The following is a 20,095-nucleotide window of genomic DNA, read 5'->3' as shown; positions in this document are numbered from 1 at the left end:
CTTTAGAAGAACAGCAAATTGAACAAGCAAATAACGAAGAAGAAAAACAACAAGTTGAAGATGCGCTCGTATCAGACGAAGTGTTTAAAAAGAAAAAAGAATATAATCAAAAGTCTATTGAATTAAATGAAAAGAAAAATCTTTATCAAAAAATGAAAGAGGCTTTTGATTCAGAACAGGCTGAAAGAAATCGTAAACAAAAAACAACAAGGATTATCTTTATTGTATTAGCGATTGTGAGTGCAGGTTTAGCAGTCTTCTCATTTGTGACGCAAGCACTGTTATTTGCGATTATCTTCGCTGTTGCTGCGGTAGGCTTTGTGATTGGAGCAATTTTATTCAAGTCGTCAGAAATAGGTCATAGCGAAACATTCTCTAATGAAATTTCACAATTAGAACAAGAAAACGCAGCACTTGAAGAAAAATATGACTTAGATTTTGATTTAGATGATCAAACACGTTTGAGAAATCAACATCATAGTGTAGACAAAGCTATTGGAATCTTGAATTCTAAAATTGAATTAACTGGAGATAAATTGGCAGAAGCACAACAAAGCCATGAACAGTATGATCAAAATATTCAGGAAGTCAAAGCGGATTTATTTGTTTCAGAAAAAATGTCTGATGATTTATTAATTGATGGTATTAAAACGATTGAACGTATTCAATCTTTAAAACAACGTGTAACTGAATTACAAGAACAGCATGCTGCATTAAAATCAGAAATTGATAATTTCTATAATCACGCGCAAGCAGTCACAAAAAATCAAATTAATGATTTTAAACCAGCTGCATTATTCCATGATACAAATCGTTGGTTGAAACAAGCAGAAGAAAACCAAACAAGATGGACACGCAATAACGAAGATATCCAACTATTAAACAATGAATTAAAACAATTGAATGAGCGCTTAGAAGAGCATAACCAATCAATTAACAGTTTATTTGACTTTGTGAAAGTTGGAGACGAAGAAGCGTACTACCGTTACCATCATCGTTATGTGACTTATAAAGATAACCACAACAGATATCAAGATCTTAATAAATATCTAGAAAATCAAAACATGATGTATGATGAAGCGTCTGATTTAAGTGATAAAACGAAAGTTCAACTAGAAGAAGAAAATAATCGATTAGCTTCTCAAGTTGATGAATATAACGATAAGTATCTGACATTGCAATCAGAAGTCAGTGATTTAACTGCACAAATTAAGCATATGGAAACAGATGATACCTTAACACAATTGCGTCATCGTTATTATATGCTTAGAAACCAAATGAATGAAAATGCGAAAGATTGGGCGAGTCTCAGCTATTTACAAGCTTTAGTAGATGCACACATCAAACAAATTAAAGATAAACGTTTACCTCAAGTTATTGATGAAGCAACTGAGATTTTCAAACAATTGACGCATGATAATTATACGCAAGTCACATATGAAAATGAGGATGTCAGAGTTAAGCATCGTAATGGTCAAATGTATCAACCGAATGAAATCAGTCAATCGACGAAAGAAGCGTTATACATTGCATTGCGTTTAAGCTTAATCAAAATCTTAAAACCTTATTATTCAATGCCGATTATTATAGACGATGCTTTCGTGCATTTTGATAAACATCGTAAAGCTGCTATGATAGATTACTTGAAAACTTTATCAAGAGAATATCAAATTTTATACTTTACTTGTTCAAAAGATACTAACATTCCAACTAAACAAACAGTTGTACTAGAGAAATTAGAAGAAGGAGGCAAAAAATGAGAAATGTAGAAAAGCTTCAACCTGGCGATTCGGTGGATCATTTTTTCTTGATTCATCGTGCTGCACAGGGTGTTACTGCGCAAGGTAAAGATTACATGACTTTGTATTTACAAGATAAAAGCGGTGAAATTGAAGCTAAAGTGTGGACAGTGACAAAGCAAGATATGGAAGTCCTTAAACCAGAAACAATTATTCACGCAAAAGGTGATGTAATTAATTACCGTGGGCGTAAACAAATGAAAGTAAATCAATTTAAATTAGCTGAGCCTACTGATGGATTATCAGCACAAGACTTTATTGACGGTGCGCCATTAACACCAGATCAAATAAAAGAACAAATTGATTACTTTTTACTGGAAATCGAAAATAGTAAACTTCAACGTCTCACAAGACATTTGTTGAAAAAACACCATGATACGTTTTATGTTTTTCCAGCTGCAAGTTCCTTTCATCACAACTTTGCGAGTGGTTTAAGTTATCATGTATTAACTATGCTGAAGATAGCTAAAAGTTTATGCGACATTTATCCGATGTTAAATAAAAGTTTACTATATAGTGGCGTGATTTTACATGATATCGGTAAAGTTAAAGAGTTAAGCGGACCGGTTGCAACGTCTTATACGGTTGAAGGAAATTTATTAGGGCATATCTCTATCGCGAGTGAAGAAGTGACTAAAGCTGCAGAAGAGTTAGGTATAGAAGGTGAAGAAGTGATGTTGTTAAAACATATGATTTTATCTCATCACGGTAAGCTTGAATATGGTTCACCTAAATTACCGATGCTGAAAGAAGCTGAAATTTTAACATATATTGATAATATCGATGCTAGAATGAATATGTTTGAAAAAGCCTTCAAGAAAGCGAGAAAAGGGCAGTTCACTGAGCGTTTATTCGCAATGGAGAACAGACAATTTTATAATCCAGAGAGTCTAGATTAAACTATCTCTCAATAATAAAAGCTGAATTCCGCATGGAATTCAGCTTTCTTTTAGCTTTAAGGCGTATTAAGGTGTTTGCATACCTTCGCCGCCTTGAGATTGTTGTTTTAATTTGTCAGGGTTTAAGATAGAGTCTTCGACTGCTTTTTTAATATCTCTATCTTTGAAGTCGACATTAAATTCTTTGAGTAGATCTTTGTATGCTTCCACTAAAATCTTAGGATCTTTTTGTACTTTATTTTGGATAATTTGTGATTTCAATTTATCTTTTTCAGAAGAGAAGTCAGTAGGTTGATCTGCTTTGATGATATGATAACCATAATCTGATTTAACAACATCTGAGATTTCGCCATCTTTCAATTTGAACAATGCTTTATCGAAAGGCTTAACCATTTGACCTTTAATAACATAATCTAAGCTGCCGCCTTTTTTAGCACTTGCTTCATCCATAGATTCTTTTTTAGCGATTTCTGAGAATTTATCAGGATTTTTCTTCACTTCTTTTTGGATTTTTTCTGCTTTCTCTTTCGCTTCTTTGTCGCTTAATCCTTCTTTATCTTTATCATCAGATTTAACTTTGATTAAGATATGAGAAGCTTTTTTAGTATCTTCTTTGAGCTCTTTGTCAGACACTTTAACTTTGTCCATCAACATTTGTTTTTGGTAAGCTTGTAATTTCTTTTGTTCTTTATAATCTTTAAGTGTCATGCCTTGTTGTTTTAGAGCACTTTCAAATTGGTCTTTACCGCCATATTGTTTTTGTTCATCTTTGATTTGTTTATCTATTTCTTTATCATCAACTTTGTCAGCATATTTTTTCTCTAGTAATTTGCCTAACAAAATTTCAAAAGAACTATTAGCGATTTGTTCTTTACCAATTTTTTTCATGACATCTTCTACTTTAACATCTCCAGCTTTAGAAGATATTAAGACGTTTTCTTTAGAATCTGTTGCATGATTCCCGCACGCGCCTAATAGCACTGCACTTGCTGTAATTGGAATCATAACTTTTTTAAATGATTTCATAACGCAGTCTCCTTTTTCTAAATATAACAATGTTAATATACCATAATATGAATCTGATACAAATTCATTACTGTTGTCTTCAGACTAAAGTATTAAATAATGAGAAAATAAAAGCACCTCAAACATGAAAATACATGTTCAAGGTGCTGTTTGAATCTTAATTAAAATTTGTGTCTAAAGGCATATCATATTTATTTAAGATGTTAAAACCTGTGCAATGTTCTTCAATGTATCTGCCTTCATTCGAGAATAAAATCAATTTTAAATACATAAAGTCCATTACTGAGAAACCAGCGTTCAATGACAGTAGGAACATAAAGTAATGACCGTACTGCGGCATTAATGTTGCCATATAAATACTAACTGCAGTAATCACAATCACTGGCGCAATTAAGCATAAACAGAATAAGTATTTATTGACTGGCGTACTGACATATAAGTTATATAAAGGTATCCAAGGCCGTTTAGTTAGACGTTTCTTTTTAAAGTGTTTGTAGTAGGGTGCTAACACAATCAGATGAATGAGTTTATGAATTGGATAAAGCAATAACACCGCTATTAGAAACACGAAAAAGTACCGGTCTGTAATCTCTTTATTGGATAAAAATATCAATACTTCATAGCTGATTAAAAATGTGATAATAGTTGTTACGACTGCAATAAAAAAGATACGTGGTAAGCCAAATCTTGTATTAATATCAATTTGACGTGAGCATAAAAACATCACGATACCTCCTCGCATTATTTATTTGTTTGTTCATTTTTTTAGGAATAATTTTTCTAAGTTCTTATCAATACTTAGGTATTATCTATCTTTCTTACAAAAGAGTCAAGTATTATTTATAAGGAAGTTTATGGAAGTTAAAGAGTGATGTCTGAAGGAGGGGAGAATGCTGTAATATCGCACGTTCAAGACGATTAAGATTTATAAAAAAATCAGAACAAATTGGCATTTGTTCTGATCTTAATTCGGTATTATTCAGCTTCAGTATCCACTGATTTCTTTTTAGGTTCAACTGCAGCTGTTTGATTTTGTTGTACTGTTTCTCGGTGGTCTTTACCAATAGGTTGTTGTTTTGGTGTATACGGTGTGATGTTTTTCTTATCAGGGCTTTTCGTAATACCTTGTACCGTTTCACCAATAACTTCACCGCGTTTTTGGATATCTTGAATATTTTCTTGGATATGATTGATATTTGGTTGAATATCTTTCATAAAGTCGCTAATCAAAGTTTTAACTTCATCTACAATGGTTTTAACTTCTTGTGTACCATCTTTGATTTGATTAACATAGTTAGAAATATTTGATGATTGTTGTTTAATTGCTTGTGTGCTGTCGTCAAACTCTGTTTGACCTGCTTTAGAACTATTTTTATTAAAAGCAGTGACTGCAAGTCCAGCAGCAGTACCAGCAACTAATCCACCTAAAATACGAATTACTTTCATAGGTTAGTCTCCTTATTTAAAGATGTTGAAATTAGATATAGTATGTTATTACCCGAAATTTCGGTAATCATTCAAATTGTGCTTGAATCTCTTCTGCAATTTTAGCTTTTGCTTCATCGCCTAATTCTTCTTCGTGTGTAATCCATTTATAACCGAAGCCATCCACGTCATTTTCGTATCTTGGTAAGAAGTGGAAGTGTAAATGGAATACAGATTGGTCTGCAAATTCACCATTGTTTTGAATGATGTTTAAGCCATCTGGATTAAATGCTTTTTTGATTGCGTTCGCAATTTTTGGCATCGCTGCACCGATATGCTGCATAGTTTCTGGATCTGTTTCGAAAATGTTAGGTGATGCTTTCTTAGGTACAAGTAAAGTGTGACCTTTCGTTACTTGTGAAATATCTAAAAATGCATAAACGTAATCATCTTCATAAACTTTATAACTTGGAATTTCACCATCAATGATTTTGCTGAAAATTGTTTCTGACATCACAATTCACTCCTTAAAAGGTTTACTTAAAGTCCATTATAGCATTACCCGCCTTTAAACGTCATGTCACGAATGATTTCTCTATGAGTTAATACGTGCTTTTTGGTACAATAAAGAACAGTTGGAGGTTATGAATATGACTGTTAAAGTAGAACATCTCACAGGTGGTTATGGTAAGAAACCTGTGATTCAAGATATTAGTTTTGAATTAAAAAATGGTGAAATTGTAGGTTTAATCGGTCTTAATGGAGCAGGGAAGAGTACGACAATTAAGCATATGCTCGGTCTATTAACACCTGCAGCAGGTGAACTTTCAATTTCAGGTACCAACATTAAAGAAGATATTGAAACTTATAGACATAAATTATCATATATTCCTGAAGCACCTGTCATCTATGAAGAACTGACGTTACAAGAACATATCGATATGACAGCTATGGCTTATGGTATTGATAAACAGACCGCAATGGATCGTGCTATGCCATTATTAAAAACATTTCGTTTAGAAAAGGAACTCCAAGTTTTCCCAAGTCATTTTTCTAAAGGGATGAAACAAAAAGTTATGATTATTTGCGCCTTTATCGTTAATCCTGAACTTTATATTATCGATGAACCATTTCTAGGTTTGGATCCGCTTGGTATTCAATCTATGTTGGATTTAATGGTAGAGAAGAAAAATGAAGGGCGTACAGTGTTAATGAGTACGCATATCTTAGCAACAGCTGAACGATACTGCGACCGCTTCATCATCCTTGATGAAGGCCGCATTGTAGCCTTTGGTAATTTGGATGAACTTAGAGCACAAACAGGTCTACATGATAAAACATTAGATGAAATCTATATTCATGTGACACAAGGTGGTCAAAACGTATGACAGACCATCGTGCAATAGAATTATTTAACCAAAGAAGAACAGCAATCAGTAAGGAAAAAGCCTATTACAATAAATTCATTTTTAATGGGCACTTCTCAGTATTTCTATTGATATTATTTGGTGCATTTATATTAGGATACGGTAACTGGCTTAAACATATTCCAAATGGAATACCTTACGCATTATTAGCAAGTATTGCGGTTGCTGTAATATCGATATTTCCATTAAGAACATTATTCAAAGAGGCAGACCGCTTGTTCTTATTACCATTCGAACGGCATATGCGCAGTTATTTGAATTATAGTATTTTCTATAGTTATTTAAATAGAGTCACTTTGCAAGTGGTTGCATTAATTGTACTATTTCCATTATTTAATCGACTTGAACAAGGCAATTTACTATACTTCGTATTATTTGCAGTAGCCGCTTTAATTTATCCCTATCTAGGGTTGATAGCTAAACTAGAATGGATGCAGGCAAAAAGACCTTTATGGATTATGCAAGTTGTACAATGGCTGTTGTTCACAATCACATATGCCATTTTTTTAGGTGCACACCTATGGTTTGGTATCTTTCTTGTTATACTATTTATCGTATGGATTATTGTATTAAAGAAAAGTAATGCGAAACGTTTGTTGCCATGGGAAACATTGGTAGCGATTGAGCAACAACATCATATGAATTATTATAAATTCGTCAATATGTTCACAGATGTTAAACACCTGCGTTCAGCGGCAGTACGTCGTCGTTATCTGGATTTCTTACTGCCAAGACCACGTACAAGTCAATATAACGCAAAACATATGTATTTATTTTTATTTAAACGTAGCTTTTTAAGAGGTAAAGATGCTTTTAACATCATTTTACGATTAGTCGTAATTGCACTCGTATTAATGATTTGGCTGTCCAATCAATGGATTTCATTAATTGTCGGTGCGTTGTTTATGTATATTATTTTGCTTCAAACAGCACAGTTCTATACACAACAAGCCTATGGATTATGGCCGCAAGTTTGGCCTGTGCCTGAAGATAGAGTGATCCAAGGTTATGGTCAGTTTTTATATCATATTATGTTTGGTATTGGTGTAATACTGTTCTTAACTTATGCTATCCTATTCCCGACACATTTTTATTTGGCATTATTATTCTTTATAGTAGGTTGGCTGACAATCAGAAATATTATCAAGAAATTGAAATACCAAGAAGCTTTATTAAAAGATTAAATTTAAACAGATAAAAACAACGTCTCATTAGCATTTAAGCTAATGGACGTTGTTTTGTTTTTAAATACATTTGCTTAATCTTTATCCACCGGATAGAGGTAACGTTCAAAGTAGCTTGAATGTTGGCCGCTAGAACCGAAGAATTGAGATAACGCTGTTTTTGAGAAGTTATCTTGATAGACTTGAGAAGATTTGAAATCTTCAAAGTTAGAGCGTTCTGCAAAACCGAAGTAAATTTTGTAAGTTGTTCCTTTAAGCGGTTTTAAGAAACGGTAACATTTGAATCCAGGAAACTTATCTAAGTTTAAAGATAATGATGTTAAGCGTTTTTCTAATTGATACATATGATTTTCTGAAGTAGGGATAAAGACAACTGCATAGAAGCATTCTTCTTCAAGTTCGTTAATGCTTGAAAGTACTTCATATTTTAGTGGTTCTTTCAACACAGTTTGTTCATCAGTTTCTTCAAAAATCACGGATGAATCATTTGTTGAAAATAAAAATAAGTCATGATCTTTGTTGTTTAATCGAATTTGGTTAAGGTATCCGAATGTACCATAGGATGCGTATAATTTCATGGCACGTTCCTCCTTTTTGTATTATTCTACTAAGAATAAAAATAAGTTTCTAGCAATTAAAAAGGCTAGTAATCTCATTATATAGTATTAGTGGTACAAGATGATATAGAAAAGAAAGAAAAGTGTCAGTTTTTGAAAACGGAACCAATGAGGATTTTACCAAATTATGTCATAATATAATATGTTGCAACTAAAGAAAGTAAAAACGTAGAAAAAGTTAACACGATTGTGATTGGCTATGTCTTTTTTATGACATTTATAAACAACAAAATACGAGTATTCTACGGATATGCTAGAATAGATTAGAATGATTATAATTGTGGGAGGATACTGTGGTGCATCAAAAAAATAATACAATTTTAAAGATGATTAAGGGAGAAGAGGTTGAACATACACCGTTATGGTTTATGCGACAAGCAGGTCGTTCTCAACCTGAATATCGTGCCTTAAAAGAGAAATATTCGTTATTTGAAATTACACATCAACCTGAGTTGTGTGCTTATGTAACACATTTACCAGTAGACCATTATCAGACAGACGCAGCAATTTTATATAAAGATATCATGACACCATTAAAACCGATTGGTGTAGATGTAGAGATTAAATCTGGTATCGGTCCTGTGATTGATAACACAATCAAAACAATCCAAGATGTTGAAAAGCTAGGACAAATTGATCCAAAACGCGATGTGCCTTACGTGTTAGATACGATTAAATTGTTAACAGAAGAAAAATTAAATGTACCTTTAATCGGGTTTGTCGGCGCACCGTTTACTTTAGCAAGCTATATGATAGAAGGCGGACCATCTAAAAACTATCACTTCACGAAAGCGATGATGTATCGTGATGAAGCGACATGGTTTGCGTTAATGAATCATTTAGTAGATATGTCTATCACATATGCGAATGCACAAATTGAAGCGGGTGCTGAGTTGATTCAAATCTTTGATTCATGGATTGGCGCATTAAATGCACCAGATTTCAGATATTATATTAAGCCACATATGGAACGCTTGATTAAAGGTATTAAAGCAGAACATGATGTACCTGTTATTTTATTTGGTGTGAATGCGACACATTTAATTGAGGAATGGAATTCATTACCAATTGATGTATTAGGTATTGATTGGCGTACAACAATCAAAGATACTGCTGATGCAGGGGTTACAAAAACAATTCAAGGTAACTTAGACCCTTCATTGTTGTTAGCACCTTGGGAGGTTATTCAACCACGCCTAGATGAAATCTTAGATCAAGGTATGGCTTACGGCAAACATATTTTCAACTTAGGACATGGGGTATTCCCAGAAGTGAAACCAGAAACGTTGAAAAAAATTGCTGATTATGTCCATGATTATACAAAACGATAATAATAAAAATGTAAAATGAACGGTAAAGGAAGGGTTTCATATGACTCGAACTATTGGACTACTCGTGATGGCATACGGTACACCATATCAAGAAAGTGATATTGAGCCGTATTACACAGATATACGTCACGGTAAAAAACCGACACCAGAAGAGGTTCAAAATCTAAAAGATCGTTATGAATTTATTGGGGGTATGTCTCCATTAGCTAAAATTACAGATGAACAAGCGGAGGCATTGAAAGATCAATTAAATCTGATGTTTAAAGAGAAAGATATTGAATTTAAAGTGTATGTCGGTTTAAAACACATCCATCCATTTATTGAAGATGCAGTTGAACGTATGCATCAAGATGGTATTACAGAAGCGGTAACCACAGTATTAGCACCGCATTTCTCTAACTTCTCTGTAGGTTCATATAATAAACGTGCAGCGAAAGCAGCAGAAACGCATGGTATTAAATTGACGCATGTGAACAGTTTCTATCAACAACCGAAATTTATTCAATATTGGGTGAAACAAATTAATCAAACACTCTCAGACATTCCTGAAGAAGAACATGACCGTACTGTCTTAGTTGTTTCAGCACATAGTTTGCCAGAGAAGATGATTTTAGAATCAAACGATCCATATCCAGAGCAATTAAAAGACAACACGAGATTATTAGAAGAACTATCAAATATACAACACACAGCGAGAGGTTGGCAGTCTGAAGGTAACACAGGCACACCATGGCTCGGACCGGATGTACAAGATTTAACAAGAAGTTTAAAAGCAGAATACGGCTATGAACATTTCATTTATACACCAGTAGGTTTTGTTTGTGATCATTTAGAAGTACTTTATGATAATGATTATGAATGTAAAGTGGTCTGCGACGAAGTCGGAGCAACTTATCATCGTCCACCTATGCCGAATACACATCCGCTCTTTATCGGTGCTATGGCTGATGAAGTATATTATGTTTTAACAACGAAAGAAGAGGATGCAAATGAGTAAGAACATCGCAGTCATTGGCGGAGGAATTACAGGACTTTCCGCAGCATATTATTTAAAAAAAGCACATCCTGAATATGATGTCACAATTATTGAAGCAACAAATCGCACAGGTGGTAAAATCCAAACGTATCGTAAAGATGGTTTTACTATTGAATTAGGACCAGAATCTTATTTAGGTCGCAAAACTATTATGACTGACCTTGCGACAGAAGTGGGCTTAGGTGATGAATTAATTACTAACCAAACTGGACAATCATATATCTATGCGCGCAATCGTTTATATCCAATACCTGGCGGTTCAATCATGGGCATTCCGACAGATTTAAAACCTTTTATGACAACACAATTAATTTCATTGAAAGGTAAATTACGCGCCGCTATGGATTTAACTAAGAAGCCGATTGAAATGGATGGAGATATCTCAGTAGGAGATTTCTTTAGACAACGTTTAGGCGACGAAGTATTAGAAAATCTGATTGAACCTTTAATGGGTGGTATTTACGGAACAGATATCGATAAGTTGAGTTTAATGAGCACATTTCCGAATTTCAAAGAAAGAGAAGAGGAGTTCGGCAGCTTAATTAAAGGGATGCGTCATGAAAAGTTATTACGCCAACGTAAAAAACAATTATATCCTGGTGCACCAAAAGGACAATTTAAACAATTCAGACATGGTTTATCTTCTTTTATCGAAGCGTTAACTACAGCGATTATTAAACAAGGCACAGAGATTCGATACCAAACTAAAGTAGAAGATATTATTGGGTTCCAAAAAGGCTATAATGTTGTTTATAACGGTGAAAAACATTTTTATGATGGTGTCTTAGTAACAGTACCGCATCAAACATTTATGCAGTGGTTCTCGGAAGATCCAGCATTAGATTACTTTAAAACAATGGAAAGTACTTCTGTAGCAACGGTTGTATTAGCGTTTGATGAAAAAGATGTTGTCAATACGTATGATGGTACTGGCTTTGTGATTGCGAGAACTTCTGATACACGCATCACAGCGTGTACGTGGACAAGTAAAAAATGGCCGTTTACAACACCAGAAGGTAAAGTCTTATTACGTGCATATGTAGGAAAACCTGGCGATAACATTTTAGAAGAAATGGATGATGAACAAATTGTTGCGACAGTGCGTCGTGATTTAAGTCAAATGATGGATATTAAAGGTGATCCGGAATTTTCAATTGTACATCGCATGCCAAAAAGTATGCCGCAGTATCATGTCGGACATATTCAACAAGTGAGACGTATTCAAGACCATATTAAACATACGTATCCGCACTTACGTATTACAGGTGCAGCTTTTGAAGCAGTTGGTTTACCGGATTGTATTCAACAAGGTAAAGATGCTGCAGAATCATTAGCTGAAGTTGTACAATAAGATTTATGATTTTTAGAATTGTAATGAAAATGATTGACCTTTTTATCAAATAGGATTAATCTTATTATTGAAGACGATGAGATAATATGATGGATTTTATATTATAGGTATGAGAAATACACAAAAGAAAGATGACCTGAACCTAAGTTTTAATGACGATTGTTAATCGCTAAGTATCTTTTGATGAGCACAGAAGATAGGAGACGGTTTCCAATACATTCGAACTGACATTTCAGGTCATTTTCTTTTTGAAAAAGCAAGAGGTGAAGAACATGACTAATATTGTTTTAATTCATGCTCAAGGTGCTGACGCCCACTCGAATTGGTATGAATGGTTAGAACAATCTTTGAGATTAGAAGGCTATCATTCAGATATCGTTAATATCCAACATGCTATGCCAGTGGATATGGATGAATGGTTAAAGCAGTTAAATGAACAAATTGAAATAACACAGTATGAAACTTATTTTGTAACACATGGCTTCGGTACACTTGCTGGACTGAAGTATTTAGAACAACATCCAGATGTACGTATTGAAGGTTTCTTTAGTATTGCTGGGTTTGGCCCAGATGCTGAAGGTATTAATCCTGAGTTACGTGCATCAGATGTCACGCTAGACATTGAAGATTTGAAATCACGTATTGATTATTTCTATGGCATTGCGTCTAAAGATGATCCGAATGTGCCATACCAAGATACAGAACGTTTAGTTCAAGCATTTGATGGTGATACAAAGGTGATTGAAGAAGCGGGTCACTTTACGACTGAGGATGGCTATGACACATTCCTCGCTTTAAAAAATAATATGATTAAACGTATGGCTAATTAAATAATTCAAGACAAAAGGTCTCCCTGACGTATTCTAACGTCCAGAGAGACCTTTATTCATATTATCAAGTAATGCTTAACATACGATCTAAGCTTTCTTTCGCATATTTAGCTGTTTCAGCATCAACTTTGATAATGTTGTCACGGTTACCATCTAAAATTTTATCTAAACACCAAGCAAGGTGAGGGAGGTCAATACGATTCATAGTCAAACATGAACACATTAATGGGTTTAATGAATCAATCGTGATATCTGTATAAGTATCTTTCAAGCGATTCACTAAGTTCATTTCAGTTCCGATTAACCAACGAGAACCTTTTGGTGCATTTTTGATTGTTTCAATAATATAGCGTGTAGAACCTGCATAATCAGCAGCTTGTACAACTTCAAATTCACATTCAGGATGTACAATTACATTGATTTCAGGGTCACGTTCACGTGCTAAATCGATGTGCGCTTTATGGAATTTTTCATGGACTGAACAATGACCTTTCCATAAAACAATACGTAAATCTTCAAGTTTGCCTTCGTAAACAAGTTCTTTTGCAATTGGATCTCACACTGCCATTTGCTCAAGAGGAATGCCTAAATCATATGCTGTATTACGGCCTAAATGTTGGTCAGGTAAGAATAAAATGACTTTGCCTTGTTTTAATGCCCAATCCACAACTGATTTCGCATTACCGCTGGTTACACATGAACCGCCATGCTCACCGACGAACTTTTTAATCGCTGCAGTAGAATTGACATAAGTTAAAGGTAAGATATCTAAGTTGAATTCTTGTGTTAGAACATCATAGCCATGTAAAGCTTGTGTGATATTTGCCATATCTGCCATTGAACAGCCGGCAGATAAATCTGGAAGGTAAATGTCTTGATGGTCGTCTGTTAAGATATCAGCTGTTTCTGCCATGAAGTGAACACCATTAAATACGAAGTATTCAGCTGCTGTATTTTCTTTACAGATACGTGCAAGTTCTAATGAATCACCAGTAATATCAGCAAATTGAACGACTTCATCTTTTTGATAGTGATGCGTCGGCATGAATAGGCGGTCACCTAATTCGTCTTTAATAGATTGAATATGTTGTTCTAACTCCTCAGTTGACATTTTGAGATATTTTTCAGGAATTTCCTTTGATACAGATAACATTGGGTTAAACATTTAAATCACAACCTTTGCAGAAATATCGAGCGCATTTTGCGCATAAAATAGAGCACCCATTGAAATGAAATCTACGCCAGTTTCAGCGTATGCAACAACATTAGTTTCGTTAATATTACCAGAAGCTTCAGTTTGAATATGCTGAGGAACTGCTTTAAGATGTTCAGCAATCCATTCAGGTGTCTGATTATCAAACATGATAATATCTACATCTTGATCGATAGCTGTTTTAAGCATCTCTTCATTTTCAATTTCCACTTCAATTTTATCCATTGGACCTACAACTTTTTTAGCGTTTTGAATCGCAATTTCCATTGATTCACTGAACGCGATATGGTTATCTTTCAACATCAATCCATCATTTAAAGAACGACGATGATTCAAACCGCCACCGACAGTTACCGCAAATTTTTCGAAGATACCTAAGCCCGGTGTTGTTTTTCTTGTATCGACAATTCGTGTAGATGTGTGTGCGATTTTTTCAGCGATGCGATGTGTTTGTGTCGCAATCCCTGACATACGTTGAATTAAATTCAGGACAATACGCTCCATAGTAAGCAAAACGTATACAGGTCCTGTAATTTCAGCGATGATATCACCAGGTTCGACCGTATCACCATCTTTGATTTTTTGTTCGATATCGATATGGCTCTTTAATAACTTAAAGCCTTCTTTAATAATAGTTTCGCCGCAAAAGATACCATTATCTTTTGATTTTAAGTACATAGTACCTTGTTGTGTCTGATCAAAGATGTGTGTTGCTAAATCACCATATTGATTATCTTCAATGTAATATTGAGTGATTTTCTCTCTGACGAGTAGTGGATTTAACATGTTCCATGCCTCCTGAATTGATTTCAATAAGTTCAAATTGTAATTGTTTGTCTTGATGTGGATAATCTAGTCTGTAATGTACACCTCTTGATTCTTGGCGGGCGAGGGCAGCTGTACAGACGATTTGCAGTAATTTGACAATACAATAACGTTGCCATTTTGCTTTATCGACATATTCTGTTTCAGATGTTTCAAATAATGTCTGTTCAATTTCTTTTAAATAGTTTTGCATTTTGATTCCTTTACGTTCTACACCTAAAATGTCAAAACTTTTTTGTTGTAATTGCGCAGCTTTGTCAGCTGAGATAGAAGGTATTTTGAATATTGGATTAAAATGGCTATGATTCACTGGCTGTAAAGTTTGATTTAACTTTTCAGCGCATAATGCACCCATGACTAAACCTTCTAACAATGAATTGCTCGCTAAGCGGTTAGCACCATGGAAGTTCGTACATGCCGCTTCTCCAATCGCATACACGCCTTCAAGACTTGTTGTGCCATCAATCTCTGATTTAATACCGCCAACCGTATAATGCGCACCTGGTGTCACAGGAATGCGTTGTTTAGCAATCGCTTCAGGATAATGGGCTTGAACAGCTTTGTAAATAGTAGGGAAACGCTCCGCAAAATTTGAAATCGCACTAATATCTAAGAATACTTGATGACCTTCTTGTTGTTGATGATAAATCGCACGACTTGTCACATCACGCGGTGCCAAGCTTTTCATGGGATGTATAGTATCCATAAATGGAATATCTTGTTCATTGACTAATACACCACCGTCACCTCTAACCGCTTCAGATACCAAACTATAGGCATGTTCAGGTTCTCCTAACAAAGTAGGGTGGAACTGAATCATTTCCATACTTTCTAAAGTGATGCCATGACGTAATGCGACAACACTTCCTGAAGCAACGGTATGTGGGATGTTAGAATTAGTAGGGAAGAGATTGTTAATACCTCCCGTTGCGAATACCACACTATCTGCTTCAATGATTTGTTGTTCATCAGAACTATCTAAGACGAGAACACCACAGACTTGTTGTTCCTGGTTATAAATCAAATCAATCACTTCTGTTGATTCCATTAGTGTTAAATGCGGGTGAGAAAGATGTTCTACCATATGATGTGCGATATACTTACCTGTTTGATCGCCACCAGCATGTAAGATTCTTGCAGCTGAGTGTGCACCTTCCATTGCGTAATCTAAATGATGTGTGACTGGGTTTGAATCGAATGGAACACCTTCATCAACAAGTGCTTGAATCAAAGGATAACTTTTCGTAATCACTTCTTTGATTACATTAAAATCTCCCATTTCAGCACCGGCTTCGTAAGTATCTTGACTATGGCTGATTGCTTCATCTTCTTCTCTTTTTGAAAAACATATGCCACCTTGGGCAAAATTACTGTTGTTTTCAGCAAGCTTGTCCTTAGTGATACAAATCACTTCGATATCATCTTGTAATTGACGAACAAACGAGAGTGCAGCAATTCCGCTCCCAACGACAATGACACGTTTCATGTTTACACCTCTATTTACATTAATATATACAATTATGTTAACATATATGTATGCAATGATTTTGTCATAAAAGTAAGATAATTGCAAGTGGGGGAGAAAAGATATGATTTATTTAGATAATGCAGCGACAACACAACCATCAAAAGAAGCGCTGGCAATATATAATGAAGCACAACAAACGTTATTTTTTAACAGTGAAAGTTTACATGTCGGTGGGGAGATGGCAAGAGAAGCTTTGAATTCTAGCCGACATTATATTCAAAAACATTTCAATACGGATAAAGAAGTTTTGTTTTCAACAAGCGGATCACATGCAAACCAAATCGCAATTGATATTTATTTATCACAGGCACAAGAAGGCAAAGTTTTGGTTTCACCTTATGAGCATCCATCTATTTATGCAGCATTAGAACCTTATAAAAAGCAATTTGAAATTGTAGAAATGCCTTTAACAAATGAAGGTGCAATTGACTTAGCAGCTTTAGAAGCACAAGTAGATGATGAAACAGTATTGATGATTGCGCAACACGTGAATTCTGAAATTGGTTATATACTTCCAGTAAATGAAATTGCTGAATTCGCACAATCATACAATATTCCATTCCATGTGGATGGGGTACAAGCTGTTCAAAAGATTGAAGACAAAGCAATTGAAGCTTTTACTTCTTATTCATTCTCAGGTCATAAATTTAAAGGTACTAAAGGTGTAGGAACTTTATTGATTGAACATAAGTCAGTACGACCTACGAATATTCATTACTTTCATGAAGAAGGCACACGTAATGGTACATTAGATGTGCCTGGTATCCTAGCAATGACGAGAGCTTTATCATTAGATGCTGACTATGAACATTTAACGAAATTACATCAATATGCGACTGAACGTGCATTAGCATCAGGATTCAGTGTGTTAAAAAGTGATCAACAAGCACCTCATATAATCGGATTGTTAACACCGCAATTTGAAGGTCAATATATTATGCAATCTTTATCTAGCCGTAATATATGTATCTCAACTGGTACAGCGTGCGGTCATGGTTTATTATTGAGTGAGGGTTTAATTGAGAAGATTAAATATACAGATCATGAAGCAGATCAATATGTACGTATTTCATTTTCAAGCAATTCAACATTAGGAGAAATTGATACATGTTTTAATGAAATAGATAAAATATTAGAAGGAGTGGCTGCCCATGAGTCAAGCGGATCAGCGACGAACTGAAATCGTTGAAATCTTGCAAAGTTCGACACGACCTATTAAAGGTTCAGAACTGAGTGAACGTTTTGGTGTATCACGACAAATTATCGTAAAAGATATCTCGCATTTAAAAACGAAAGAATTTGCGATCAATTCTACGAGTAAAGGATATTTTATGGATATTGCACCACAAGGCAAAAGTTGTAAACGTGTGGTGATGTGTCAACATGACTATGATCAGATGGAAGAAGAATTGCGACTTATCGTAGAGAATGGCGCAATGATAGATGATGTTTCTGTGGAACATCCTGTCTATGGCAGTATCCGAGCTGAACTAATGATTGAAACAGAAGATGATATTGAAGCGTTTGTAGAAGAAATGACTCGTTTTAAAGGAACGATGTTAGCAAAATTAACAGATGGTATTCATCTGCATACATTATCTGCAGACACAGAAAAGATCTTAGATAATGCGATTGATGATTTGAATCAAAAAGGATTTCTCGCTGAAAGTGAAGAAATGGTTTGAATATAAAGCTGAAAATAGACACCTTCAAATGTGAACTTAATTCATAATTGAAGGTGCTTATTTTATATAATAGGGGACACAAACATAGTGAAAAGACTTAAGTATGAGGATTAAACTTAAAGAAATTTACAAAAGGAAGGCTTGAGATGCACTGATTTATAAATAAAAAGAGCCCATTTGCACTCTAAATATAAAAATTTATAACAATTATATATTTATTACACTTATTTCTAACAGAAACTGGTTGACGCAAGATAGGGAAGTCGATATACTAGGTATTGTCTTGAAAAAAGAGATAACAAATTCAAAACAACTTTTACGTTTTGAAAATAAAATTCATAATTTGTTAAAAAAGGTTTGACATTGGTTAACAAACAGTGATATGATGAATAGGTAAGTCGCAAGATTAATAATATTACCGCGGGATGGAGCAGTTCGGTAGCTCGTCGGGCTCATAACCCGAAGGTCGGTGGTTCAAATCCGCCTCCCGCAATACATATTCTTTTTTCAAGGGGTCCCGTAGTGTAGCGGTTAACACGCCTGCCTGTCACGCAGGAGATCGCGGGTTCGATTCCCGTCGGGACCGCCATTATTTATTAAGGTTCAGTAGCTCAGTTGGTAGAGCAATGGATTGAAGCTCCATGTGTCGGCAGTTCGACTCTGTCCTGAACCATTCTTATTTTTATTATTTGTCTGGCGGTTGTGGTGAAGTGGTTAACACATCGGATTGTGGTTCCGACATTCGTGGGTTCGATTCCCATCAGCCGCCCCATAATCGTTAATGCGGGTGTAGTTTAATGGCAAAACCTCAGCCTTCCAAGCTGATGTTGTGGGTTCGATTCCCATCACCCGCTCCAAATTACTTATTATTCCACAGTAGCTCAGTGGTAGAGCTATCGGCTGTTAACCGATCGGTCGTAGGTTCGAGTCCTACCTGTGGAGCCACGGCTCCTTGGTCAAGCGGTTAAGACACCGCCCTTTCACGGCGGTAACACGGGTTCGAGTCCCGTAGGAGTCATTCAATCAGAAACGAATTATCGTTTCTGATTTTTTAATTTGTATACATGGAGAGTTGTCCGAGTTGGCCGAAGGAGCACGCCTGGAAAGTGTGTAGGCGCCACAAGCGTCTCGAGGGTTCGAATCCCTCACTCTCCGTTAATTTAATTTAGTTATTAAATAACCACTCAAACCTCTTATAGCAATAGGGCTGAGTGGTTTTTGTTTTAAGTTGATTTATCAAAATTCTTACCATGGAGAAAATCAGTTATTAAATCTAACTAAAAACTTTGAGGATGTTGATTATTCATATAAATCAATATATTTTTGAGTGAATTCTTCGTTAGAGATTTCTCCGTTATCTCTTTGAAGTTGAAGTCGGGCACCTTCTTCTTGAATTGCATCATATTCTTCACGACTATATCCATACTTTTCCATTTCTTGATAATTCAATTCCTCTTGTTGTTTCTGTTCTTCAGGAGTTAAACAGCCACCTACTGTACAATAAGTGCCATCTTCTTTATATTCACCAAACATTGCATCACCATTAGGAATATTACTGTTTTGATTATTGTTAGATGTTTGGTTTGTTTGGCTTTGTATATTTTCTTGACTATCTTGAAGACCATTTTCTTGTTCATTAGTATTTTGCTGTGGATTTGATGATTCTATATTTTCCTGATCATTTACAGCACCTTCATTTGCTTGTTCTGTAGATTCACTATTTTCTTGTTCACTATTTTGTTCGTTTTTCTTCTCCTTTGCTTTTTCCTTCTTTTTGTTCTCTTTTTCATGGGTTTTAGTTTCGTTTTTCGCAGTTTCTTTTTTACTTTCATCACTATTACCACAAGCAGTTAACAGTAATAGGGAACTAAATAACGGTATAAATAACTTTTTCATGATTGGTTCATCCTTTTCTATGT

The 20,095-nt window shown here is 34.9% G+C and carries 17 protein-coding genes, 8 tRNA genes and 2 pseudogenes; 18 read left to right on the top strand and 9 right to left on the bottom strand.

Annotated elements, in window-relative coordinates; genetic code table 11:
• Together BU038_RS08895 and yhaM are read left to right on the top strand one after the other, a co-directional pair.
• Positions 1 to 1,760 (top strand): annotated as a pseudogene (locus tag BU038_RS08895) (DNA repair protein Rad50); the annotation flags it as partial.
• Positions 1,757 to 2,698 carry a 3'-5' exoribonuclease YhaM gene (gene yhaM, locus BU038_RS08890; protein WP_107605727.1) on the top strand — a complete coding sequence of 314 codons (942 nt, stop codon included), beginning with the start codon at positions 1,757 to 1,759 and terminating at the stop codon, positions 2,696 to 2,698. The pseudogene BU038_RS08895 and the gene yhaM, both read left to right, overlap by 4 nt.
• Before the next feature lie 66 nt (positions 2,699 to 2,764).
• Here the strand turns inward: yhaM and prsA are convergent, their stop codons facing one another.
• The 4 genes from prsA to BU038_RS08870 all read right to left on the bottom strand — a co-directional run bounded on the left by prsA (position 2,765) and on the right by BU038_RS08870 (position 5,663).
• Positions 2,765 to 3,724, bottom strand: a complete 960-nt coding sequence (prsA, locus tag BU038_RS08885) for a peptidylprolyl isomerase PrsA (protein WP_107605726.1) — start codon at positions 3,722 to 3,724, stop codon at positions 2,765 to 2,767.
• 157 nt (positions 3,725 to 3,881) lie between these two features.
• Positions 3,882 to 4,448, bottom strand: a complete 567-nt coding sequence (locus BU038_RS08880; protein WP_107605725.1) for a DUF3267 domain-containing protein — start codon at positions 4,446 to 4,448, stop codon at positions 3,882 to 3,884.
• Between the two features lie 251 nt (positions 4,449 to 4,699).
• Positions 4,700 to 5,170, bottom strand: a complete 471-nt coding sequence (locus BU038_RS08875; protein WP_107605724.1) for a YtxH domain-containing protein — start codon at positions 5,168 to 5,170, stop codon at positions 4,700 to 4,702.
• A gap of 67 nt (positions 5,171 to 5,237) precedes the next feature.
• The gene (locus tag BU038_RS08870) at positions 5,238 to 5,663 is read right to left on the bottom strand and encodes an HIT family protein (protein WP_107605723.1); all 426 of its coding nucleotides are present in this window, start codon (positions 5,661 to 5,663) and stop codon (positions 5,238 to 5,240) included.
• Positions 5,664 to 5,799: 136 nt separating this feature from the next.
• On the opposite strand from BU038_RS08870, the gene ecsA reads away from it, so the two are divergent.
• Both ecsA and ecsB read left to right on the top strand, forming a co-directional pair.
• Complete coding sequence (ecsA, locus tag BU038_RS08865; RefSeq protein ID WP_023016252.1) at positions 5,800 to 6,537, top strand: ABC transporter ATP-binding protein EcsA; 738 nt, start codon at positions 5,800 to 5,802, stop codon at positions 6,535 to 6,537.
• Positions 6,534 to 7,760 (top strand): ABC transporter permease EcsB, encoded by a 1,227-nt coding sequence (gene ecsB, locus BU038_RS08860; protein WP_107605722.1) that lies wholly within the window; start codon positions 6,534 to 6,536, stop codon positions 7,758 to 7,760. The genes ecsA and ecsB overlap by 4 nt, the downstream gene beginning before the upstream one ends.
• A 74-nt stretch (positions 7,761 to 7,834) precedes the next feature.
• On the opposite strand, the gene BU038_RS08855 is transcribed toward ecsB, so the two are convergent.
• Positions 7,835 to 8,338 carry a signal transduction protein TRAP gene (locus tag BU038_RS08855; protein ID WP_107605721.1) on the bottom strand — a complete coding sequence of 168 codons (504 nt, stop codon included), beginning with the start codon at positions 8,336 to 8,338 and terminating at the stop codon, positions 7,835 to 7,837.
• A gap of 332 nt (positions 8,339 to 8,670) precedes the next feature.
• Between BU038_RS08855 and hemE the strand changes: the two genes are divergently transcribed.
• The 4 genes from hemE (at position 8,671) to BU038_RS08835 (ending at position 12,925) form a co-directional block, all read left to right on the top strand.
• Positions 8,671 to 9,708, top strand: a complete 1,038-nt coding sequence (gene hemE, locus BU038_RS08850; RefSeq protein ID WP_107605720.1) for a uroporphyrinogen decarboxylase — start codon at positions 8,671 to 8,673, stop codon at positions 9,706 to 9,708.
• A 40-nt stretch (positions 9,709 to 9,748) separates the two neighbouring features.
• On the top strand, positions 9,749 to 10,705 hold the full coding sequence (gene hemH, locus BU038_RS08845; RefSeq protein ID WP_107605719.1) for a ferrochelatase: 957 nt from the start codon (positions 9,749 to 9,751) through the stop codon (positions 10,703 to 10,705).
• A complete protein-coding gene (gene hemY / locus BU038_RS08840; RefSeq protein WP_182676026.1) occupies positions 10,698 to 12,095 on the top strand; it encodes a protoporphyrinogen oxidase in 1,398 nt (465 codons plus the stop codon). Before hemH ends, hemY begins: the two co-directional genes overlap by 8 nt.
• Before the next feature lie 272 nt (positions 12,096 to 12,367).
• Complete coding sequence (locus BU038_RS08835; protein WP_107605717.1) at positions 12,368 to 12,925, top strand: RBBP9/YdeN family alpha/beta hydrolase; 558 nt, start codon at positions 12,368 to 12,370, stop codon at positions 12,923 to 12,925.
• Positions 12,926 to 12,989: 64 nt separating this feature from the next.
• Here the strand turns inward: BU038_RS08835 and nadA are convergent.
• From nadA to BU038_RS08820, 3 genes and pseudogenes are all read right to left on the bottom strand, one after another.
• Positions 12,990 to 14,090 (bottom strand): annotated as a pseudogene (gene nadA / locus BU038_RS08830) (quinolinate synthase NadA).
• Positions 14,091 to 14,924, bottom strand: a complete 834-nt coding sequence (gene nadC, locus BU038_RS08825) for a carboxylating nicotinate-nucleotide diphosphorylase (RefSeq protein ID WP_107605716.1) — start codon at positions 14,922 to 14,924, stop codon at positions 14,091 to 14,093.
• On the bottom strand, positions 14,875 to 16,449 hold the full coding sequence (locus BU038_RS08820; RefSeq protein WP_107605715.1) for an L-aspartate oxidase: 1,575 nt from the start codon (positions 16,447 to 16,449) through the stop codon (positions 14,875 to 14,877). The genes nadC and BU038_RS08820 overlap by 50 nt, the downstream gene beginning before the upstream one ends.
• Positions 16,450 to 16,552: 103 nt before the next feature.
• Between BU038_RS08820 and BU038_RS08815 the strand changes: the two genes are divergently transcribed.
• The 10 genes from BU038_RS08815 to BU038_RS08770 all read left to right on the top strand — a co-directional run bounded on the left by BU038_RS08815 (position 16,553) and on the right by BU038_RS08770 (position 19,331).
• Positions 16,553 to 17,671, top strand: a complete 1,119-nt coding sequence (locus BU038_RS08815) for a cysteine desulfurase family protein (RefSeq protein ID WP_107605714.1) — start codon at positions 16,553 to 16,555, stop codon at positions 17,669 to 17,671.
• Entirely contained in the window at positions 17,643 to 18,176 is a 534-nt protein-coding gene (locus BU038_RS08810; protein WP_107605713.1) for a transcription repressor NadR, read from the top strand. The genes BU038_RS08815 and BU038_RS08810 overlap by 29 nt, the downstream gene beginning before the upstream one ends.
• 419 nt (positions 18,177 to 18,595) lie before the next feature.
• Positions 18,596 to 18,669, top strand: a tRNA-Met gene (locus tag BU038_RS08805).
• Positions 18,670 to 18,689: 20 nt separating this feature from the next.
• Positions 18,690 to 18,765 (top strand) — tRNA-Asp (locus BU038_RS08800).
• An 11-nt stretch (positions 18,766 to 18,776) separates the two neighbouring features.
• Positions 18,777 to 18,849, top strand: a tRNA-Phe gene (locus BU038_RS08795).
• A gap of 23 nt (positions 18,850 to 18,872) precedes the next feature.
• Positions 18,873 to 18,948, top strand: a tRNA-His gene (locus tag BU038_RS08790).
• 11 nt (positions 18,949 to 18,959) lie between these two features.
• Positions 18,960 to 19,033, top strand: a tRNA-Gly gene (locus BU038_RS08785).
• Positions 19,034 to 19,046: 13 nt separating this feature from the next.
• A tRNA-Asn gene (locus BU038_RS08780) sits at positions 19,047 to 19,121 on the top strand.
• Between the two features lies 1 nt (position 19,122).
• Positions 19,123 to 19,194: transfer RNA gene (locus BU038_RS08775), tRNA-Glu, on the top strand.
• A gap of 48 nt (positions 19,195 to 19,242) precedes the next feature.
• A tRNA-Ser gene (locus BU038_RS08770) sits at positions 19,243 to 19,331 on the top strand.
• 144 nt (positions 19,332 to 19,475) lie between these two features.
• Here the strand turns inward: BU038_RS08770 and BU038_RS08765 are convergent.
• A partial coding sequence (locus BU038_RS08765) for a hypothetical protein (RefSeq protein ID WP_107605712.1) occupies positions 19,476 to 20,095 on the bottom strand: 620 nt, incomplete at its 5' end.

The sequence above is a fragment of the Staphylococcus simulans genome (assembly GCF_003043455.1).
Classification (GTDB): Bacteria; Bacillota; Bacilli; order Staphylococcales; family Staphylococcaceae; genus Staphylococcus; species Staphylococcus simulans_A.
This window is presented reverse-complemented; position numbering and strand designations above follow the sequence as displayed.

Coding starts and splice junctions, on each gene's coding strand:
- yhaM (WP_107605727.1), top strand. CDS start 1,757: ATGAGAAATGTAGAAAAGCTTCAACCTGGCGATTCGGTGGATCATTTT.
- prsA (WP_107605726.1), bottom strand. CDS start 3,724: ATGAAATCATTTAAAAAAGTTATGATTCCAATTACAGCAAGTGCAGTG.
- BU038_RS08880 (WP_107605725.1), bottom strand. CDS start 4,448: ATGTTTTTATGCTCACGTCAAATTGATATTAATACAAGATTTGGCTTA.
- BU038_RS08875 (WP_107605724.1), bottom strand. CDS start 5,170: ATGAAAGTAATTCGTATTTTAGGTGGATTAGTTGCTGGTACTGCTGCT.
- BU038_RS08870 (WP_107605723.1), bottom strand. CDS start 5,663: ATGTCAGAAACAATTTTCAGCAAAATCATTGATGGTGAAATTCCAAGT.
- ecsA (WP_023016252.1), top strand. CDS start 5,800: ATGACTGTTAAAGTAGAACATCTCACAGGTGGTTATGGTAAGAAACCT.
- ecsB (WP_107605722.1), top strand. CDS start 6,534: ATGACAGACCATCGTGCAATAGAATTATTTAACCAAAGAAGAACAGCA.
- BU038_RS08855 (WP_107605721.1), bottom strand. CDS start 8,338: ATGAAATTATACGCATCCTATGGTACATTCGGATACCTTAACCAAATT.
- hemH (WP_107605719.1), top strand. CDS start 9,749: ATGACTCGAACTATTGGACTACTCGTGATGGCATACGGTACACCATAT.
- hemY (WP_182676026.1), top strand. CDS start 10,698: ATGAGTAAGAACATCGCAGTCATTGGCGGAGGAATTACAGGACTTTCC.
- BU038_RS08835 (WP_107605717.1), top strand. CDS start 12,368: ATGACTAATATTGTTTTAATTCATGCTCAAGGTGCTGACGCCCACTCG.
- nadC (WP_107605716.1), bottom strand. CDS start 14,924: ATGTTAAATCCACTACTCGTCAGAGAGAAAATCACTCAATATTACATT.
- BU038_RS08820 (WP_107605715.1), bottom strand. CDS start 16,449: ATGAAACGTGTCATTGTCGTTGGGAGCGGAATTGCTGCACTCTCGTTT.
- BU038_RS08815 (WP_107605714.1), top strand. CDS start 16,553: ATGATTTATTTAGATAATGCAGCGACAACACAACCATCAAAAGAAGCG.
- BU038_RS08810 (WP_107605713.1), top strand. CDS start 17,643: ATGAGTCAAGCGGATCAGCGACGAACTGAAATCGTTGAAATCTTGCAA.